We start from the raw sequence: 19,301 nt of genomic DNA on the forward strand, positions 1-19,301 counted from the left end.
CGGCGCGAAGCGACTCGCTGGGAATGAACACGAGCGACCCGTACCCTCATCCGCCCCTGCGGGGCACCTTCTCCCGGCGGGAGAAGGGAATCAAAGCCCCTCTCCCCTCGGGAGAGGGGTTGGGGTGAGGGTACGGACGCCAGAACACCCACCGACAGCACCTCACCCCGTCGGCCCACCCATCACCGGCAGGATCGCGCCATTGATGTAGCTGGCGGTGATCGGCGAGGCGAGGAACACATACGCCGGCGACAACTCCTCCGGCTGCGCCGGGCGTCCCATCGGGTTCTGTTTGCCGAACTCGGCCACGTCCTCCGCAGACTTGTCGGCAGGGTTGAGCGGCGTCCACACCGGCCCCGGCGCGACCGCGTTGACGCGGATGCCGCGCGGCTGCAACTGGCTGGCCAGGGCCATGGTGAAGGCATGGATTGCGCCCTTGGTCGCCGAATAGTCCAGCAGCGACTTGCTGCCGAACAGCCCGGTCTCCGAGCCGCTGTTGACGATCGCCGCGCCGCGCTTGAGATGCGGCAACGCCGCGCGCGCCATGTGGAAATAGCCGGCGATGTTGGTCTGCAAGGTCTCCTGCAGGTGTTCTTCGCTCAGGTCCTCCAGCGCATCGCAATGCAACTGGAAGGCGGCGTTGTTGACCAGCACGTCGAGCCCGCCGAAGGCGCGCACGGTCTGCGCCACCGCGTCCTCGCAGAACGCCGGATCCTTCACGTCGCCGGCGATGGTGATGCAGCGGCGGCCCTCGTTCTCGACGTGCTGGCGGGTGACCTGCGCATCCTCGTGTTCGTCCAGGTACAGCACCGCCACATCCGCGCCCTCGCGCGCGAACAGCACCGCCACCGCGCGGCCGATACCCGAGTCGGCGCCAGTCACGATCGCGCTCATGCCGCGCAACTTGCCGCTGCCCACGTACTCCGGCGCCTCGAAACGCGGCTGCAGCGCCAGTTCGTGCTCGTTGCCGGGCTTGGCCAGGTGCTGCTTGGGCATGCGCTGCGGCTGCTTGCGCGGCCCGGCCTGGCCGGCGTCGCCCGGCTTGGCGCGCTTGGGCTTGGGCTTGGCGTCGCCGGCATCGACCGCGCGCTGCAGCGCACGTTGCTGCTGCGCGGTCTTGGCGCTGGACGAGGAGGCGCTGCTGCGCTTGGACGGGGCGGACGGGGTGGCGGCAGGACGCTTGCGGGAGGCCATCGGCAATACTCCGGATGCGGGAGGAGGACACAGACGCGCTGACCTCCTCGAGAGGAAGGAAGGGGTCCGGTCAGGCGCGGTCGGCGAGACCGCTCACGCCGGCGTGCTGGGCACAATGCGCGCAGCAGAACATGCGCTCGCCGGCCTGCACGCCGTGGCCGACGATGCGGCAATCGCAGTGGCTGCAGTGCGGGGCGAAGGCGTGGATCGCGCACTCGAACGAATCGAAGGTGCCGCTGCGCGTGCCCTGGGTCAGGGTGAAGGCCTGGTCGTCGTCGTTTCCGCAGACATCGCAGGTGGCCATGATCGGCTCCGGTTGCTGGGGGAATCCCGAGTCTGGCCCCGCCGGCGGCCACGACCGGTGAAACCCCGGCGCGATCTCTTCATGCGGCGCAAACATGCGCCGCGACAGGCTCGCGCCATCGATCGAAGGAGACGCCCCATGATCCGCCACCCACTCGCCCGCCTCGCCCCGTTCGCCGCCGTGCTGTTGCTCGGCGCCTGCAGTACCACCCAGGTGGCGCAGGTGCAGCCGATCGACGGCGTCATCTCCGGCCAATGCCATATCGACAAGGTCCGCGGCGCGGTCGGCCTGGCCGCCTCGCGCATGACCGTCGAACGCGCCCGCGTCGACAGCGACAGCCTCAAGGTGCAGGTGGTCAAGAGCAGCGTCAGCGACAACGGCGCCACCTCCAGCGGCGTGGACAGCGCCAACCGTGGCGCCCGCGAAACCGGCGGCGACCGCCTCACCATCGAGATCGGCCCGACTAACAACATCACCACCGTGTACTGCGGCTGATTCGCGCCGACAGGCCTTCTAGCCGCCGCCGCGCCTGAGCGCAGCGGCAGCGTCACGCGCTCAGGCGCGCTTGCGTGACGCGGACGCGGTCTTGCGCTTGGCCCGGCTGCCGCTGCCCTGCGCACTCGCCGCCACGCCCTTGCGCGTGGCACGCGCGGCCTTGCGCAGCGGCGGCGCCTTCGCCGAGCTGCGACCGGCGGCCTTGGCCGCCTTGCGCGCCGCGGTGCGCGCCCGCCCCAGGTACTTCAGCGTGATCAGATCCCACTGGCGCTCACCGCGCACGCCCTCGCACAGGCCGTGCAGGCGCCCGCAGCGCCAGCCGTCGAACACGCACGGGTCGATGTAGGCCTTGCGGCACACCGCCGGGGTGTTGCCCAGCGCCTCGGACACCTCGCGGATCACCGCGTTCTGCGCCTGCGCCAACGCGCGCTCGCCGCCCGTGTCGGGCAGCGGCAACGCCGCCAGCCGCTGCAGCGCGGCGCGGGTACCGCCCCAGGTGCGGAAGTCCTTGGCGGTGAAGCTCTCGCCCATCGCCTCGCGCAGGTAGTCGTTGACCTCGCCCGAATCCACCGGCTGCAGCTGGCCGTCGTCGTCGCGGTACTGGAACAGCGCCTGCCCGGGCAGCTGCTGGCAGCCGCGGATCAGCTTGACCAGATGCGCGTCGTCGACCTCGATGTCGTGCTCCTGGCCGCCCTTGCCGCGGAACTGCAGCCGCGCGCGGCCGCCCTTGACGAAGGCCAGGTGGCGGTTGCGCAGCGTGGTCAGGCCGTAGGAGCGGTTGCTGCGCGCGTATTCGGCATTGCCCACGCGCACCAGGGTCTCGGCCATCAGCGCGACCACCATCGCCAGTACCTTGTCGCGCGGGTAGCCGGGCAGGGCCATGTCGCGACGCAGGCGCCGGCGCAGCCGCGGCAGCGCCTGGCCGAAGGCGACGATGCGCTCGAACTTGCCATCGCCGCGCACCTGCGCCCAGTCGGCGTGGTAGCGGTATTGCTTGCGCCGACGCGCGTCGCGGCCGGTGGCCTGCAGATGACCGTTGTCGCGCGCGCAAATCCACACCTCGGTATAGGCCGGCGGGATCGCCAGCTGGCGGATGCGCTGCAGGGTGGCCGCGTCGCGCACGGCGCTGCCATCGGGCATGCGGTAGCCGAAGCCCTTGCCGGCACGGCGACGGGCGATGCCCGGCTCCTGATCGCTGACGTAGACCAGGCCCGCGCTGCTGGCGGCCTGGCGGGCACGCGCCGCCTCGGCGGCGGCGGTGGAACGGGACGCGTTGGACATCGGACCTCCGTAAGCCGGAACCGCGGTCCGCGCCGCCGGTTCCACGAGCCCGGATTGTCGGCAGCGCAGCGGCTACGGCGCGTGATGTCGGCAGGGCCGTGCCGCTTAACGTGTGGCGAACGCGCCGTGTCCGATGCTGCCTGGGTTGGAACGTGCGTCGCGCCGGCAGACACCGCAACGGCCGTCGGCGTGTCGGCGGTGCCGTTCGCCGCCGATGGCCCCGGCCGGTCTCAAAGCGCGGCGCACGTTCTATGCTTCACCCCATCTTCCCTCCATCCATAGGAGCCCCGATGAGCACACCCCTTTCCTCCCGTGCGTCCACGCGTGTCGGCCTGCTCGGCACGGCCTGCCTGGCGCTGGCCTTGGCCGCCTGCGGCGCGCCGCCGCCGGACGAGCAGGAACAGGTGACCGCCAAGGCCCAGGCCGCCGCGCAGCAGGCCGCCGCGCCGGACCCGGCCAGTGCCCCGGACGCACCGCCGGTGGGGACCTGCGATGCCTCGCAGGCGCAGGGCCTGGTCGGCCAGACCTTCGCACCGGACCTGCTGGATCAGGCGCGCAGCGACACCGGCGCCAAGATGGCGCGCGTGCTCAAGCCGAACCAGGCGGTGACCATGGAGTTCAACGGCGAACGGCTCAACATCGAGGTCGACGACAAGAACCAGATCACCGGCGTGCGCTGCGGCTGAGCGCTCGGCCAGGACCCCGGTGCGGCAACGGTGGCAGCGTCGCCGCCAGCACTGAAGTTGCAGGTGTAACGGTGTATTGCGGCACCGCACCAACTATGTTTTAGTCGGGATTCCGGTGACCTCAAGAAGCGCTCCAGGATAGAGCGGGGGCGAGTGTCGCCGCGTTCCTTCGGATCGCTTTCAGAGGCAGACATGGCCCCCCGCAACCGCCACGGGCTCTACGACCCCCAAGACGAGCGCGATGCCTGTGGTTTCGGCATGGTCGCGCAACTCGACGACCAACCTTCGCGGGCGCTGGTGGACACCGCCATCGCCGCGCTGTCGCGCATGACCCACCGCGGCGGCGTCGCCGCCGACGGCCTCACCGGCGACGGCTGCGGCCTGCTGATCCGCAAACCCGAGCCGTTCCTGCGCGCGCTGGCGCGCGAGGCCGGTTTGAGCGTCGGCGCGCGCTTCGCCGCCGGCAACGTGTTCCTGCCGCGCGACGCTGCCGATGCCGCACGCTGCCGCCAGGTGCTGGAGGAGGAACTGCGGCGTGCCGGCGCGCAGCCCTGCGGCTGGCGCCTCACCCCCACCGACGATGCGGTGTGCGGGCAACTGGCCAAGGACACCCTGCCGCGCATCGAGCAGGTGTTCGTCGACGCCGGCGCCGAGCAGGGCGAGGACGCCTTCGCCCTGGCCCTGTTCCTGGCGCGCCGCCGCGCCGAGCAGCGCCTGCGCGAGGTCGCCGATTTCTACGTGACCACGCTCTCGCCCAACGGCATCAGCTACAAGGGCATGGTGCTGCCGGACAAGCTCAGCACCTTCTACCCGGACCTGCAGCGCAACGACCTGGCTTCCAGCGCCATCGTGTTCCACCAGCGCTTCTCCACCAACACGCTGCCGCGCTGGCCGCTGGCGCACCCGTTCCGCCTGCTCGCGCACAACGGCGAGATCAACACCATCGAGGGCAACCGGCACTGGGCGCAGGCGCGCAGCAAGGTGTGGCAGACCCCGCGCTTCGACATCGCCGAGTTCGACCCGGTGATCTCCATGCACGGCTCCGATTCGCAGAGCCTGGACAACATGCTCGAGCTGCTGGTCGCCGGCGGCATGGACCTGCTGCAGGCGCTGCGCATCCTGGTGCCTCCGGCCACCCAGTCGCTGGAGTTCAAGGACGCCGATCTGGCCGCGTTCTACGAGTTCTACGGGCTCAACACCGAGCCGTGGGACGGCCCGGCCGGCATCGTCGCCTGCGACGGCCGCTACGCCGCCTGCATGCTCGACCGCAACGGCCTGCGCCCCGCCCGCTGGATGCTGACCTCCGACCGGCATTTCCTGGTCGCCTCCGAAGCCGGCGTGTGGGAACTGCCGGCCGAGCGCGTCACCCGCAAGGGCAAGCTCGGCCCCGGCGAGATGATGGCCATCGACCTCAAGCGCGGCGACCTGCTCGATTCGGACGCCATCGACCGCATCAACCGCGGCCGCGCGCCGTACAAGCAGTGGCTGCAGCAGGGCGTGACCTACCTGCAGACCGAGCTGATCGATCCCTCGCTGGTCGAGGAGCCGTTCGACGAGCGCACCCTGCGCAGCTACCACAAGCTGTTCCAGCTCAGCACCGAGGAAGTGGAGCAGGTGCTGCGGCCGCTGGCCGAGACCGAGCAGGAAGCCACCGGCTCGATGGGCGACGACACGCCGATGGCGGTGCTCAGCCGCCATACCCGGCCGCTGTACGACTACTTCCGCCAGGCGTTCGCGCAGGTCACCAACCCGCCGATCGACCCGTTGCGGGAAGACTGCGTGATGTCGCTGACCACCCAGCTCGGCAAGGAGACCAACATCTTCCATGCCGGCCCGGAGACGGTGAACCACGTCATCCTCAACTCGCCCGTGCTCAGTCAGCGCAAGCTGCGGCAGCTGCTGAAGATGGAGCAGTACCAGACCCGCAACGCGCAGATCGACCTGTCCTACAGCGTCGAGGAAGGCCTGGAGGCCGGGCTCAAGCGCATCTGCGCCGAGGCCGAACAGGCCGCGCGCGACGGCAAGGTCATGCTGCTGCTGACCGACCGCTACCCGGTGCCGGAACGGCCGATGGCGCATGCGCTGCTAGCCACCGGCGCGGTGCACCACCACCTCTCGCGGGTCGGCCTGCGCTGCGACGTCAACCTGATCATCGAGACCGGCACCGCGCGCGATCCGCACCACATGGCCTGCCTGCTCGGCTTCGGCGCCACCGCGGTGTATCCGTACCTGGCCTACCAGACCCTGTTCGACCTGGGCCGGCGCGGCATCCTGCTGCTCAAGAGCGGCGGCGAGCAGACCCAGATCGGCCGCAAGTACCGCAAGGGCATCTACAAGGGCCTGTCCAAGATCATCTCCAAGATGGGCATCTGCACCATCGCCAGCTACCGCGGCGCGCAACTGTTCGAGATCGTCGGGCTGGATCCGGACGTGGTGGCGCTGTGCTTCCCGGACACCGCCGCGCGCATCGGCGGGGTGAACCTGGCACGACTGGACACCGAGGCGCGGCAACTGGCCGCGCGCGCCTGGAACGACCTGCTCAAGCCGGAAGTAGGCGGCCTGCTCAAGTACGTGCACGGCGGCGAGTACCACATGTACAACCCGGACGTGGTGCTGACCCTGCAGCGCGCCACCCGCAGCGGCCTGCAGGCCGACTGGGACGCCTACGCCGCCGCGGTGCACGGGCGCCCGGCCTCGGCCCTGCGCGACCTGCTGCAACTCAAGCGCGCGGCGACGCCGACGCCGCTGGACGAGGTGGCGCCGGCCGAAGACCTGCTGCGCCGCTTCGACACCGCCGCGATCAGCCTCGGCGCGCTGTCGCCGGAGGCGCACGAGGCGCTGGCGATCGCGATGAACCGCCTCGGCGGGCGCAGCAATTCCGGCGAAGGCGGCGAAGACCCGGCGCGCTACGGCACCGAGAAGCGGTCCAAGATCAAGCAGGTGGCCTCCGGCCGCTTCGGCGTCACCCCCGAATACCTGGTCAACGCCGAAGTGCTGCAGATCAAGGTCGCGCAGGGCGCCAAGCCCGGCGAAGGCGGCCAGCTGCCCGGCCACAAGGTCAACGACCTGATCGCGCGGCTGCGCTACGCCAAGCCGGGCATCGGCCTGATCTCGCCGCCGCCGCACCACGACATCTATTCGATCGAAGACCTCGCGCAGTTGATCTACGACCTCAAGCAGGTCAATCCGAGCGCGCTGGTCTCGGTGAAGCTGGTCAGCCATGCCGGCGTGGGCACCATCGCCGCCGGCGTGGTCAAGGCCGGCGCCGACCTGATCACCGTGTCCGGCCATGACGGCGGCACCGGCGCCAGCCCGGTCAGCTCGATCCGCTACGCCGGCGTGCCGTGGGAACTGGGCGTGGCCGAGTCGCACCAGGCGCTGGTCGCCAACGACCTGCGGTCGCGCACCATCCTGCAGACCGACGGCGGCCTGAAGACCGGCCTGGACGTGGTCAAGGCGGCGATCCTGGGCGCGGACAGCTTCGGCTTCGGCACCGGCCCGATGATCGTGCTCGGCTGCAAGTACCTGCGCATCTGCCACCTCAACAACTGCGCCACCGGCGTGGCCACCCAGGACGAGCGCCTGCGCGCCAACCACTTCGTCGGCCTGCCCGAGCGCGTGGAGAATTTCTTCCGCCTGCTGGCCGAGGAAGTGCGGCAATGGCTGTCGTACCTGGGCGTGCGCTCGCTGGACGAGATCGTCGGCCGCACCGAACTGCTGCAGCAACTGGACGTGTCGCCGCGCGAAGGCGTGCGCGTGGACCTGTCGCGGCTGCTCAAGGACGTGCGCCACGACGGCGGCCACTGCGCCGCGCAGCGCCTGTACGAATCGCCGGACAGCCTGGCCACGCAGATGGACGGCCTGCTCGCCGACGCGATCGCCAAGAAGACCGGCGGCGATCATCGCTTCCTGATCCACAACACCGACCGCTCGATCGGTGCGCGCCTGTCCGGTGCCATCGCCCGCGTGCACGGCAACCATGGCATGGCCGATGCGCCGCTGACCCTGCGCTTCCGCGGCTCGGCCGGGCAGAGCTTCGGCGCGTTCAACGCCGGCGGCCTGCAGTTGGAGCTGGAAGGCGAGGCCAACGACTACGTCGGCAAGGGCATGGCCGGCGGCCGGCTGGTGGTGCGACCGCCGCGCGGGGCGCGCTTCGAGGCGCGCAGCACCGCGATCATCGGCAACACCTGCCTGTATGGTGCCACCGGCGGCGAGCTGTATGCGGCCGGCCGCGCCGGCGAGCGCTTCGGCGTGCGCAACTCCGGCGCGCTGGCGGTGATCGAGGGCGCTGGCGACCATTGCTGCGAGTACATGACCGACGGCATCGTGCTGGTGCTGGGCAAGGTCGGGCTGAACTTCGGCGCCGGCTTCACCGGCGGCCTGGCCTACGTGCTCGACGTGGACCGCGACTTCGTCGACCGCTACAACCACGAACTGATCGACATCCACCGCATCTCCGCCGAAGGCTTCGAGAGCCACCGCCAGCACCTGCACAAACTGATCAGCCGCCACCGCGAGCTGACCGGCAGCATCTGGGCGCAGCAGATCCTCGACGAATTCCGCGACTACGTCGGCAAGTTCTGGCTGGTCAAACCGAAGGCAGCGAGCATCGAGTCGCTGACGGAATCGCTGCGGCGAGCCGCCTGATGGCGGCGCGCCGCAACGGCCGGGATTGGGCATTGGGGATTCGGGATTCGTCCCACCCCAGCGCCCTCTCCCGGGGTTCGCGAATCCCCAATCCCCAATTACGAATCCCAGCCTTATGAGCCGCAAACACGCCTTCCAGTTCCTCGACCTGCCGCGGCAGATGCCGCAACGCATTCCGGTGGAACTGCGCACCTCCGGCGACTGGAACGAGCTGTACGGCAAGTTCGACAAGGCCGATGCGCAGTACCAGGCCGGGCGCTGCCTGGATTGCGGCAACCCGTACTGCAGCTGGAAGTGTCCGGTGCACAACGCCATCCCGCAGTGGCTGCAGCTGGTGCAGGAAAACCGCATCGAAGAGGCCGCGGCGCTGTGCCACAGCACCAACCCGCTGCCGGAAGTGTGCGGCCGGGTGTGCCCGCAGGATCGCCTGTGCGAAGGCAGCTGCACGCTGGAGGAGTTCGGTGCGGTCACCATCGGCGCGGTCGAGAAGTACATCGTCGACACCGCGCTCAACAACGGCTGGCGCCCGGACCTGAGCCAGGTCGAGCCCACCGGCAAGCGCGTGGCGGTGATCGGCGCCGGCCCGGCCGGGCTGAGCTGCGCCGACCGCCTGGCCCGCGCCGGCATCCAGGCGGTGGTGTACGACCGCTACGAGCAGATCGGCGGACTGCTGCAGTTCGGCATCCCCAGCTTCAAGCTGGACAAGAGCGTGATCGGCAAGCGCCGCGAGGTGCTCGAAGGCATGGGCGTGCAGTTCCGGCTGGGCGTGGAGATCGGCCGCGACGTGAGCCTGGAGCAGCTGCTCGGCGAGTACGACGCGGTGTTCCTGGGCACCGGCGCCTATCGCTACACCGATGGCGGCCTGCCCGGCCAGGATCTGCCCGGCGTGCTGCCGGCGCTGCCGTTCCTGGTGCAGAACAGCCGCATCGTTGGCGGCAACGATCCCTGGGGCCGGCCGATCGCCGGCTGGGAAGACAAGATCGCGCTGCCCGACCTCAGCGGCAAGCGCGTGGTCGTGCTGGGCGGCGGCGATACCGGCATGGACTGCGTGCGCAGCGCGATCCGCCTGGGCGCGGCCAAGGTCACCTGCGCCTACCGCCGCGACGAGGCCAACATGCCCGGCTCGGCGCGCGAGGTGGCCAATGCCCGCGAGGAAGGCGTGCGCTTCCTGTTCAACCGCCAGCCGCTGGCGGTGGAAGCCGACGCTGCCGGCAACCTGGTCGGCGTGCGCGTGGTGCAGACCCGTCTGGGCGAGCCGGACGCGCGCGGACGCCAGGCGGCGGTACCGGTGGAAGGCAGCGAATCGCTGCTGGACGCGGACGTGGTCATCATCGCCTTCGGCTTCTCGCCGAGCGTGCCCGAGTGGCTGGCCGCGCAGGGCGTGGAAGGCACCGTCAACGGTCGCATCCTCGCCGGCGGCAGCGAGCCCGACGGCAGCGGCCGCCTGCCGTACCAGACCACCAACCCGAAACTGTTCGCCGGCGGCGACGCGGTGCGCGGCGCCGATCTGGTGGTCACCGCGGTGGCCGAAGGCCGCGACGCCGCGGCCAGCATCGCCGAATGGATCGGCAACCGTCTGCCGGTGACGACCCAGGCCGCTGCCTGAGCGACGCTGCCGCGATCGCGGCAGCGTTAGGCCAGTTCGGCGGCGGCAAGACCTTGCAGGACTGGCGGAGGCGGCGAAAGCGGCATTCGCCGGACCGCTGTGTCACACATTCGCCGAGATCCGTGACGCGCGCGGCATCGCTGGTCTCCAGCGAACATCCCTCCACCGCGCAACCTTCGCTGCGCCCAACTGGCGCGCAGACGGTGGACGCATTGCCGCGACGGCGGTCACGCCGCCGCTGCCGGCTGCACCACGCACGCGCCGTGACGCAGCAAACGTCCGCGCGCGGCGTGTCTGCGCCAGGTGAATGCCGGGCTAACACGGGTGCATGCAGGCTGGCGATCACGGGGGCGATCCTTGCACCCTTGCGCGTGCCGCCCGCGCTCCCCCGACACGGACGGCGCCTCCCCTCACCCCAGGAAGCTCCCCCATGTCGCTTTCCTCGTCGTGTTCCCCGCGCTGGCGTTCCCTGCCGCTGGCGCTGCTGCTGGCCGCCGTCGCCTGCAACGCCGCCGCCGAAGGCCGCAGCGTGCTCAAGTACGCCGGCGTCAACCTGTCCGGCGCCGAGTTCAACTCCGGCAAGAAACCGGGCGTGCTGTACAAGGACTACACCTACCCGACGGCGACCGACTACAGCTACTTCGCCAGCAAGGGCATGAACACCATCCGCCTGCCGTTCCTGTGGGAGCGCCTGCAGCCCACCGCCAAGGGCGAGTTCGACCCGGCGCAACTGGCGTTGTTGAAGAAGTCGGTGGAGCAGGCCAAGGCGAACCACCTGTACCTGATCCTGGATCCGCACAACTACGCCAAGTACAACGGCGCGCTGGTCGGCAGCGAAGGCGCCCCGGACGCGGTGTTCGCCGATCTGTGGCGGCGCCTGGCCAAAGAGTTCAAGGGCGACGACAACGTCATCTTCGGGCTGATGAACGAGCCCAACGCGGTGTCCTCGACCGACTGGGCCAGCGCGGCGCAGGCCGCGATCGACGCCATCCGCAAGGCCGGCGCCAACAACCTGATCCTGGTGCCGGGCACCGCCTACACCGGCGCGCACAGCTGGCGCAGCACGTCCTACGGCACATCCAACGCGGTGGCGCTGCAGCCGCTCAAGGATCCGCGCAACCGCATGGCGTTCGAAGCGCACCAGTACCTGGACCGCGACAACAGCGGCACCAAGGGCGAGTGCGTCAGCGCCACCGCCGGCGCCGAGAAGCTGGCCGGGTTCGTCAGCTGGCTGCGCGAAAACAAGAAGGTCGGCTTCATCGGCGAGTTCGCCACCGCCAACACGCCCACCTGCAACCAGGCGCTGGAGAACATGCTCAGCTACATGCAGAAGAACGACGACGTGATCCTGGGTTGGACCTGGTGGGCGGCCGGCGCGTGGTGGAAGCCCGACTATCCGTTCAATGTGCAGCCCGGCAAGGACGGCAGCGAAAAGCCGCAGATGGCGATCCTGTCCAAGTACGCCCGCGAGATCACCGGCAAGAAGTGAGCCGCCGTTGCCGGCGCCGCATGCCGGCAACACTTCGCGTATCACCGCAGCACGGCGCACGGCGTTCGCGCTGCACGCGTGGTGCAGCGCGATCCAGTGCCGGTTCGCGCTGCCAATAGCCGCACAGATCCATGCATGCGCGCATGCAAGGCATCGCCTCGTCCTCGGCAATGCACTACGGTGTCCGCACACCGTAGTCATCAGCCCGGCCTGGCATCTCCCTCGGCCGGGTTCCCCCTCTGATGCCGAAGGAGACCCACCATGATCGCGCGCACCTTGCGGCGGCGTTCGCGGCACGCCTTGCGTGCCGCACTGCTGCTTTGCCTGTCCGTTCCGCTGGCGTCGCTGCACGCACAGGAGGCGCTGCGCTTCGCCGGCGTCAACCTGTCCGGCGCGGAGATCGCGCCGTCGAAGATTCCCGGCATCGTCGGTGTCGACTACACCTATCCGCGCAGCAGCGACTACACCTATTTCGCCGGCAAGGGCATGAACCTGCTGCGCCTGCCGGTGCGCTGGGAACGCCTGCAGCCGCAACCGCGCGGTCCGCTCGACGCCGCGCAACTGGCGCTGATCGACGACGCCGTGCAGCAGGCCAAGGCGCAGGGCATGTACGTGATCGTGGACATCCACAACTACGCGCGCTACGACGGCCGCCTCATCGGCAGCACCGGTCTGCCGGTCGCCGCCTTCGTCGACCTGTGGCAGCGTCTGGCGCGCGCCTACGGCAGCGACAATGCAGTGGTCTTCGGGCTGATGAACGAGCCGCACGGCATCACCCCGGCCGCGTGGGCCACCGCGGCGCAGGCCGCCGTCGACGCGATCCGCGGCACCGGCGCCAGCAACCTGATCCTGGTGCCGGGCGCGCTGTGGACCGGCGCGCATAGCTGGTACACGCCGGTGGCCGGCGCCTCCAACGCCGATGCGCTGGCCACGCTGCACGACCCGCTGCAACGCGTGGCGATCGAAGTGCACCAGTACCTGGACGCCGATTCCAGCGGCACCAGCCCGGTCTGCGTGAGCGCGGACATCGGCGCCGAACGCCTGCACGCCTTCACCGGCTGGCTGCAGCAGACCGGTCATCTCGGCTTTCTCGGCGAATTCGGCGCCGCCGACAATCCGGTCTGCCGCCGCGCGCTGGACGGCATGCTCGCCGACATCGCGCAGCATCCGACGCTGTGGCTGGGCTGGAGCTATTGGGCCGGCGGCGCCTGGTGGCGCGCCGACTATCCGTTCAACGTGCAGCCCGACGCCGACGGCCATGACCGTCCGCAGATGACGATCCTCGCGCCCTGGGCGCAGCGCATCACGCGCTGAGCGCGGCGCCGGCGCAACGACGAACGCATGCGACGACGCACGCGACAGCGGCGCGCGCACCGGCACATGACGTGCGACGTGCAATGCGTCGCACTTTCTTGACGACCACGATCGCTCTGGCATGGCGGTTGCAGCGGTGTGCGATGGCCGCGCACGCCGCATCGCGGCGGCGCCTGTCGCTCTTCCCCACGAAGGATCCGTCATGCCACGCATCGACCACGTTTCCCGTTCCTCGCAATGGCGGCGTCGCGCCGCGCTATGCCTGCTCCTTGCCGCCTGCGTGCCATTCGCCCACGCGCAGCAGACGCTGCGCTATGCCGGCATCAACCTGGCCGGTGCCGAGTTCAATTCGGCGAAGAAGCCCGGCGTGCTGTTCAAGGACTATGTGTATCCCACCGACGCCGACTATGCGTACACCGCCGCGCAGGGCATGAACATCGTGCGCCTGCCGTTCCTGTGGGAGCGGCTGCAGCCGCTGGCCAACGGCCCGCTAGACTCCGTGCAGCTCGACGCCCTGCGCACCGCGGTCGAACGCGCCAAGCGCTACGACCTGCAGCTGATCCTGGACGTGCACAACTACGCCAAGTACGACGGCGTGCGCATCGGCGGCGACGCGGTCCCGGCGGCAGCGCTGGCCGATCTGTGGCGGCGCCTGTCGCTGGTCTTCGGCAACGACGCCAGCGTGGTGTTCGGGCTGATGAACGAACCCAACGGCCTCGCTTCGGGCGATTGGGCCGCCATCGCACAGGCGTCGATCGACGCGATCCGCGGCACCGGCGCCGACAATCTGATCCTGGTGCCCGGCACGGCCTTCAGTGGCGCGCACAGCTGGAACAGCACCTGGTACGGCGTGTCCAACGCGCAGGCCTTGCTGACGGTGCACGACCCCGCCGACAACCTGGCGTTCGAAGTGCACCAGTACCTGGATCCCGACTCCTCCGGCACCAGCGCCGCCTGCGTCGGCAGCAGCATCGGCGCGGACCGTCTGCAGGGGTTCACCCAGTGGTTGCGCGCCAACGGCTATCGCGGGTTCCTCGGCGAGTTCGGCGGCAGCAGCGACGCCACCTGCCTGGCCGCACTCGACACCATGCTCGACTACGTCCACGCCAACGGCGACGTATGGCTGGGCTGGAACGCCTGGGCCGGCGGCGCCTGGTGGCGCAGCGACTATGCATTCAACCTGCAGCCGGACAAGAGCGGCGCCGACAAGCCGCAGATGGACGTGCTGGCGGTACGTGCGCAGCAGGTCACGCAATGACACCAGCGGGGCCGCGATCGGCGGCGGCGGCACGGCGATCGCATCGCGATTGAGTCTGCGCCGCGATCGGGCGCAGACTGTCGCACCTTTCCCGCACGGATCGACGCATGCGCCTGGGCCTGGCCGCCAACCGACTGCACCACCAGGGCAAGGACGCCGCGCTGTTCCGCTGGCTGCATGCCAGCGAGGCCGGCATCCGCGAGCTGCAGCTCGGCCTGCATGCGGTCGGCCGCACCCACGAGGCGATCGTGCGTGCCGGGTTGTTGTACGGCTATGCCGGCCTCAAGCGCTACCCGTTCGGCCGCGAGGGCGGACTGATGAAGTTGGTGGCCGAAGTCGTGGGCCTGGAAGGCGCCGAGCGCACCCTCGACGGCGCCATCTACCTGATCGATCCGGTCGACCCGTCCTCGATCTTTCCCGAGGCGATCGCACTCAAGCGCCAGTGCGTGATCCACGGCAAGCCGTTCATCTCCACCGTGGCCAGCGCCCGCGACTGGGTGGAGATGGAACGCATCCACGCCGCGCTGGCTCCGGACCGCGGCGCCGACGATCTGTACGCGCTGCAACGGCAGACCCTGGCGCTGATCGCGCACGATGCGATGAAGCCGCAGATGCTGGCCTTCGCCAGCGAACATTTCGATCTGCTGTCGCGCTTCGCCGAGCGCGTGGCCACCGGCACCACCGGACAGCGGCTCAACGAACTGGCCTGGAGCCGCGGCTGGCCGCAGGGCCAGCCCTGGGTACACCGCTACCAGAGCGGCCCGATGGGCGGCGACGCACAGATCGCAGATCGCGTGCTGGAACGGCGCTGCCACCGCGCGATCTTCTTCGAGGATCCGCATGTCGCGCGCCAGCACGAAGCCGATATCCAGTTGCTGGAGCGCGCGGTGACCACGGTCACCGACAGCGCCGTGTGCATCACCTCGCCGGCGATCGCCGCACGCTGGGCGCAAGCCGCCGACCGCCGCCTCGCGTCTGCCTGACGTTCCTCCGGTCCCGCGCGATCGCATCACGCGCGGGCCGCCGACAGGTCACGCCGTGACGCCGCGTTGTCGTGCGTGACCGCGCGCACAGTCACCGCGATGTCACGCCGATCGCCAACACTGCCGCGCCTGTCCAGATCCCAGGGGGGATCCCATGTTGCGTTTCACCCTGCGCCTGCTGCTGCTCGGCGCGGCCACGCTGTGCGCGCTTCCATCCGCGTCTGCGCAACCGGCCGAGCGCCTGCGCGTGCGCGGCTCCAACAGCCTCGGCGCACGGCTGATGCCGGCGCTGGTGGAATCCTGGCTGCAGAGCATGGGCTACCGGCAACTGCAACGTCGTCGCGTCGATGCGACCACGCTGGAGATCGCCGCGGTGCGCGACGATGCGCCGCTGGTGGTCGAGATCGCTGGCACCGGCTCGGCCGCCGGCATCGCCGACCTCGTGCATGGTGATGCCGAGCTGGCGATGCTGGCGCGCCAGCCCGACGCGCGCGAGCGCGAGGCCGCCTGGCAGCTCGGCGACCTCACCTCGCCCGACCAGCAGTTCGTCGTGGCCCTGGACGGTGCGCGGGTCCTGGTCGCCGCCGACAACCCCATCGCCACGCTGAGCGTGGCGCAATTGCGCGACATCCTGAGTGGACGCGCGACCCGTTGGTCGCAAGTCGGCGGCGCAGACCTGCCGATCGCGCTGCATCGACGCGCCACGCCCGGCGGGCTCGACGACTTCCTGCGCGAACGCCTGGCGCTGCCCGCGCTGCGCGCGCCGGGAGATGTCGTGCATGCCGACCTGACCGAGGCCGCACGCGCCGTCGCCGGCCATCCCGAGGCACTGGCGATCGTCGGACTGACCACGCCGGTGCCGTCCGGCACGCGAGCGCTGGCCATCGCCGACGGCGGCGTCGCCGTGGCCCCGAGCGCGGCCGCAGTGCGCGGCGAGGACTATCCGCTGGTCCAGCGCTACAGCCTGTATGGCGGCCAGATGATGTCGGCGCTCGGCCGCAGCCTGGCCCTGTATGCGATCTGCCCCCAGGCGCAACAGCTTGTGCGTCGGCTCGGCCCGATCTCCCTGGCGATCGACGTGGATCCGGCCACGCCACAAACCGGGACCGCTGCTGCCCGCGCGGACGCTGCCTATGGCCAGGCAAGCACCGGCGCCCGGCGCCTGACCACCACGCTGCGTTTCAGCCTGCAGTCGCTCAATGGGATGTACGAAGCGCGCAGCGCCCAGGACCTGGACCGGCTGGTCGCCTTCATGCAACAGCCGGCGATGCATGGGCGCGCCCTGGCGGTGATCGGCTTCGCTACCCCCGACAGCGCCAACCGCCTGTACCCGACCATCGCCAGCAACGACCGCGCCGACGTCGTCGCCGCGTACCTGGTGCAACGTGGCGTCGCGGTAGAACGCGTCCGCGGCCTCGGCGCGCTGCGTCCGCTGGTCGGCGGCGAGGACGCGGAGGCCAAGGCACGCAACGAGCGCGTCGAACTCTGGTTGCTGGATCGGGCCCGGTAGGGCGGTGCGTTGCAGAGGGTGAATGGATGCTGGTGATCGGGCACATCGACGCAACGGAACATCGAACGAGACATCGCCCGCCCCCTCATCCGCCCTTTCTGGGCGCCTCCCCGAAAAGGGCCGCGGTCCCGGGAAGAGAACGGAACGCGAAAGCCCCTCTCCCATCGGGAGAGGGGTTGGGGTGAGGGTACGGAGCGCGAAGCGCCCTCGCTGGCGGACGATGCGAGGCTTGGCGCCTTGCCAGTCATTCAATGGCCATCGTGCCCATGCGGCGATGCCCCACAAGCGACGTGGTGATCCAGCATGACGTCACCTTCTCGGCAGCCGACAGCCGGCAGCCGAGAAGGCGATCAGCACGCCTCATCGGGGCGATCCGGTCATGGAGCGGCTTCGGGCGGCCTGACAGGGCAGGCACGCCTAGACTGAAGCCACTGCTGCTCCGTGCCCTCACACCGCGCAGCGTCACGCATGGCGCTGCCACAACGATTCGGCGCACGCCGCCTCAGGTCGGGAGAAAGCAGCCCGGCGCGTATGACGCTGCGCTGGCGCCGATACGCCCAATCGCCATACACGAACCGGCGAGCATGCTGACTACCTTGCTCCCGCACCCGGGCCATCCCCCATTCACCGCACGGCGCCTACAGTCGCCCGACAACGCTCGCGCACCTGGCTCTGGAGATCGCCATGCCTCGCTCATCGCACGCCATGCTCGGCATGGTGCTTGCCGGACTCTCGCTGACGCACAGCACTCCGGCCGCTGCAGTACAGCGGCTTTGGCCGACCACAGCACAATGGCAGCAGTTGCATGCGTCAGCACCCACCGACCCAACCTGGCGCGAGGTCGAGGCGACGCAGGCCCGGCTGGCCGATGCGGCACGCGCACAGGGCGCGCATCCGCTCGACAACCTGAGCACCGGCGGCCGCCTGCATGGCGATCCGGTAAAGGCGGCGACCGAAGCCAGCCTGGGCGACATGCCACGCATCCAGGCACTGGCCCTGCGCTTCGCGTTGCAGGGCGAGCGCGCTGACGCGCTGGCCGCGGGCGACCAACTCGCGCAATGGGCCGCGCGCAACGTGCCTAACGGCAACCCGATCGACGAGACCGGGCTGGAACCGGCGATCTTCGCCTACCGCATCGTCCGCCCTGCGCTGCTGGACGCGCAACGCCGCGCCATCGACACATGGATGCGAAAGATCGCCGACGCCGAGATCGGCTCGCGCGATCTCAAGCGCAAGACCGCCACCAACAACTGGCACAGTCACCGCCTGAAGACCGTGGGCATGATCGGCGCCGCGCTCGACGACACCCGCTTGCTGGACTACGCCCGCACCGGCTTTCGCCAACAGATCGCCGACAATCTGCTGCCCGACGGCCGCAGCATCGATTTCGTCGAACGCGATGCGCTGTCCTATCACGTCTACGACCTGCGCCCGCTGGTGACGCTGGCGCTGCTGTTCTCCGAACGCGGCGAGGATCTGTACCACTGGCGCGCGCCGAACGGCGCATCGCTGGCGCGCAGCGTCGACTGGCTGCTGCCGTATCTGCGCGGCGAACGCAGCCATGCCGAGTTCGTCGGCAGCCAGGTGCCCTTCGACAAGGCGCGCTCGGACAACGGCGAAGCCGGCCACGTAATCGGTGCGCCGTACGCAGCGGAGGGCGCGGTACCGTTGCTGGTGCTTGCGGCGGCCTACGATCCGGCCTGCGCGCGCCTGGCCCAACAACTCGGCCACGGCACGCCGTCCTGGCGTTTGGGGATCAGCCTGTTGCCGGACAAGGCACGGTAGCGCGGTCCCCTCGTGGCGCCGTGGTTGCGCCGGGCGCCGACTCGCTGGGCGCCCGGCTGGACGCGAGACGCGGCCGGATGCAGTGGCGTTCGGACGGGATTGAATGGCGGCGGATCGCACGGACCTGGTGCCGGGCAGCAAGGCTGTTTAACGCTGCACCTTGAGCCGGCAGCCTGTCGCGCTGTGCATTCCGGGTGGCCCTGGCGATCTGTTCGGTAGGCCGCAGAGCCCCCTGTCGGCAACCGCCACCCAGAATGCCGTCGCATGTCTTGCCGCATCCGTCCCTGCCGGCGCACCCCACTGGTTCAGCGCTTGCCATCGAGGCGGGCCAGCTGCCTTACAACGCCATCAGGGCGATCTGTGAAACGCACGGTGCAGAAGACGACGTGACCGCAGCAGCGGCCACGATGGCGACGGCAGTCGCAGGTATTGGGTGGGTGCAGGTCTGCGCGGCTCCGGCGGTTGGGCCGATTCTACGGCGTGGTCATGCCGTTGCAGCGAGGGAAGCCGGTTGCATGATCGGCGCAGGATCAGGGTCGCAGCAGAGGGCGTGAAGTCGCCGCTGGTGCTTGCTGTGGTTTACGGCCGACGCTGCGGCGTTCGCGTGACTGGCGCAGCAATCGCATGGATCGAACTTTTTTGCGCGCAATCGCTTTTTTCTCGCGCAATAAAAAATCCCCGTCCTTTTGGGACGGGGATTTGGGGTAAAGCCCCTGGCGATGACCTACTCTCGCATGGCTTGAGCCACA

14 protein-coding genes are annotated in these 19,301 nt (G+C 69.8%); 11 read left to right on the forward strand and 3 right to left on the reverse strand.

What is annotated here, in order from left to right; all coding sequences use genetic code 11:
* Nucleotides 1-162: 162 nt before the first annotated feature.
* Both GGR64_RS19635 and GGR64_RS19640 read right to left on the reverse strand, forming a co-directional pair.
* Nucleotides 163-1,194, reverse strand: a complete 1,032-nt coding sequence (locus GGR64_RS19635) for an SDR family oxidoreductase (RefSeq protein WP_184647922.1) — start codon at nucleotides 1,192-1,194, stop codon at nucleotides 163-165.
* Between the two features lie 70 nt (nucleotides 1,195-1,264).
* Entirely contained in the window at nucleotides 1,265-1,498 is a 234-nt protein-coding gene (locus tag GGR64_RS19640; protein ID WP_160964742.1) for a hypothetical protein, read from the reverse strand.
* A gap of 138 nt (nucleotides 1,499-1,636) precedes the next feature.
* On the opposite strand from GGR64_RS19640, the gene GGR64_RS19645 reads away from it, so the two are divergent.
* Nucleotides 1,637-1,993, forward strand: coding sequence for a hypothetical protein (locus tag GGR64_RS19645; RefSeq protein WP_184647924.1), 357 nt, complete (start codon nucleotides 1,637-1,639; stop codon nucleotides 1,991-1,993).
* Nucleotides 1,994-2,053: 60 nt separating this feature from the next.
* Here the strand turns inward: GGR64_RS19645 and GGR64_RS19650 are convergent, their stop codons facing one another.
* Nucleotides 2,054-3,274, reverse strand: a complete 1,221-nt coding sequence (locus GGR64_RS19650; RefSeq protein ID WP_184647926.1) for a DNA topoisomerase IB — start codon at nucleotides 3,272-3,274, stop codon at nucleotides 2,054-2,056.
* Nucleotides 3,275-3,564: 290 nt separating this feature from the next.
* On the opposite strand from GGR64_RS19650, the gene GGR64_RS19655 reads away from it, so the two are divergent.
* From GGR64_RS19655 to GGR64_RS20740, 10 genes are all read left to right on the forward strand, one after another.
* The gene (locus GGR64_RS19655; RefSeq protein ID WP_160964748.1) at nucleotides 3,565-3,960 is read left to right on the forward strand and encodes an I78 family peptidase inhibitor; all 396 of its coding nucleotides are present in this window, start codon (nucleotides 3,565-3,567) and stop codon (nucleotides 3,958-3,960) included.
* Nucleotides 3,961-4,152: 192 nt separating this feature from the next.
* Nucleotides 4,153-8,607 (forward strand): glutamate synthase large subunit, encoded by a 4,455-nt coding sequence (gltB, locus tag GGR64_RS19660; RefSeq protein ID WP_184647928.1) that lies wholly within the window; start codon nucleotides 4,153-4,155, stop codon nucleotides 8,605-8,607.
* Nucleotides 8,608-8,722: 115 nt separating this feature from the next.
* Complete coding sequence (locus GGR64_RS19665) at nucleotides 8,723-10,213, forward strand: FAD-dependent oxidoreductase (protein WP_160964752.1); 1,491 nt, start codon at nucleotides 8,723-8,725, stop codon at nucleotides 10,211-10,213.
* A gap of 430 nt (nucleotides 10,214-10,643) precedes the next feature.
* Nucleotides 10,644-11,702, forward strand: a complete 1,059-nt coding sequence (locus GGR64_RS19670) for a glycoside hydrolase family 5 protein (protein WP_160964754.1) — start codon at nucleotides 10,644-10,646, stop codon at nucleotides 11,700-11,702.
* Between the two features lie 261 nt (nucleotides 11,703-11,963).
* Nucleotides 11,964-13,016: a glycoside hydrolase family 5 protein gene (locus tag GGR64_RS19675; protein WP_184647930.1), complete on the forward strand. Its 1,053-nt coding sequence runs from the start codon at nucleotides 11,964-11,966 to the stop codon at nucleotides 13,014-13,016.
* Nucleotides 13,017-13,218: 202 nt separating this feature from the next.
* Entirely contained in the window at nucleotides 13,219-14,274 is a 1,056-nt protein-coding gene (locus tag GGR64_RS19680; protein WP_184647932.1) for a glycoside hydrolase family 5 protein, read from the forward strand.
* Nucleotides 14,275-14,381: 107 nt separating this feature from the next.
* The gene (locus GGR64_RS19685; protein WP_160964760.1) at nucleotides 14,382-15,257 is read left to right on the forward strand and encodes a methylglyoxal synthase; all 876 of its coding nucleotides are present in this window, start codon (nucleotides 14,382-14,384) and stop codon (nucleotides 15,255-15,257) included.
* A gap of 154 nt (nucleotides 15,258-15,411) precedes the next feature.
* Nucleotides 15,412-16,767, forward strand: coding sequence for a substrate-binding domain-containing protein (locus GGR64_RS19690; protein WP_184647934.1), 1,356 nt, complete (start codon nucleotides 15,412-15,414; stop codon nucleotides 16,765-16,767).
* Between the two features lie 684 nt (nucleotides 16,768-17,451).
* Nucleotides 17,452-18,552, forward strand: a complete 1,101-nt coding sequence (locus GGR64_RS19695) for an alginate lyase family protein (protein ID WP_260303509.1) — start codon at nucleotides 17,452-17,454, stop codon at nucleotides 18,550-18,552.
* Nucleotides 18,553-19,102: 550 nt separating this feature from the next.
* Nucleotides 19,103-19,301, forward strand: a 199-nt coding sequence (locus GGR64_RS20740) for a hypothetical protein (protein ID WP_221236297.1), incomplete at its 3' end; no start/stop codon positions are given.

The sequence above is a fragment of the Xanthomonas sp. 3307 genome (genome assembly GCF_014199735.1).
Classification (GTDB): domain Bacteria; phylum Pseudomonadota; class Gammaproteobacteria; order Xanthomonadales; family Xanthomonadaceae; genus Xanthomonas_A; species Xanthomonas_A rydalmerensis.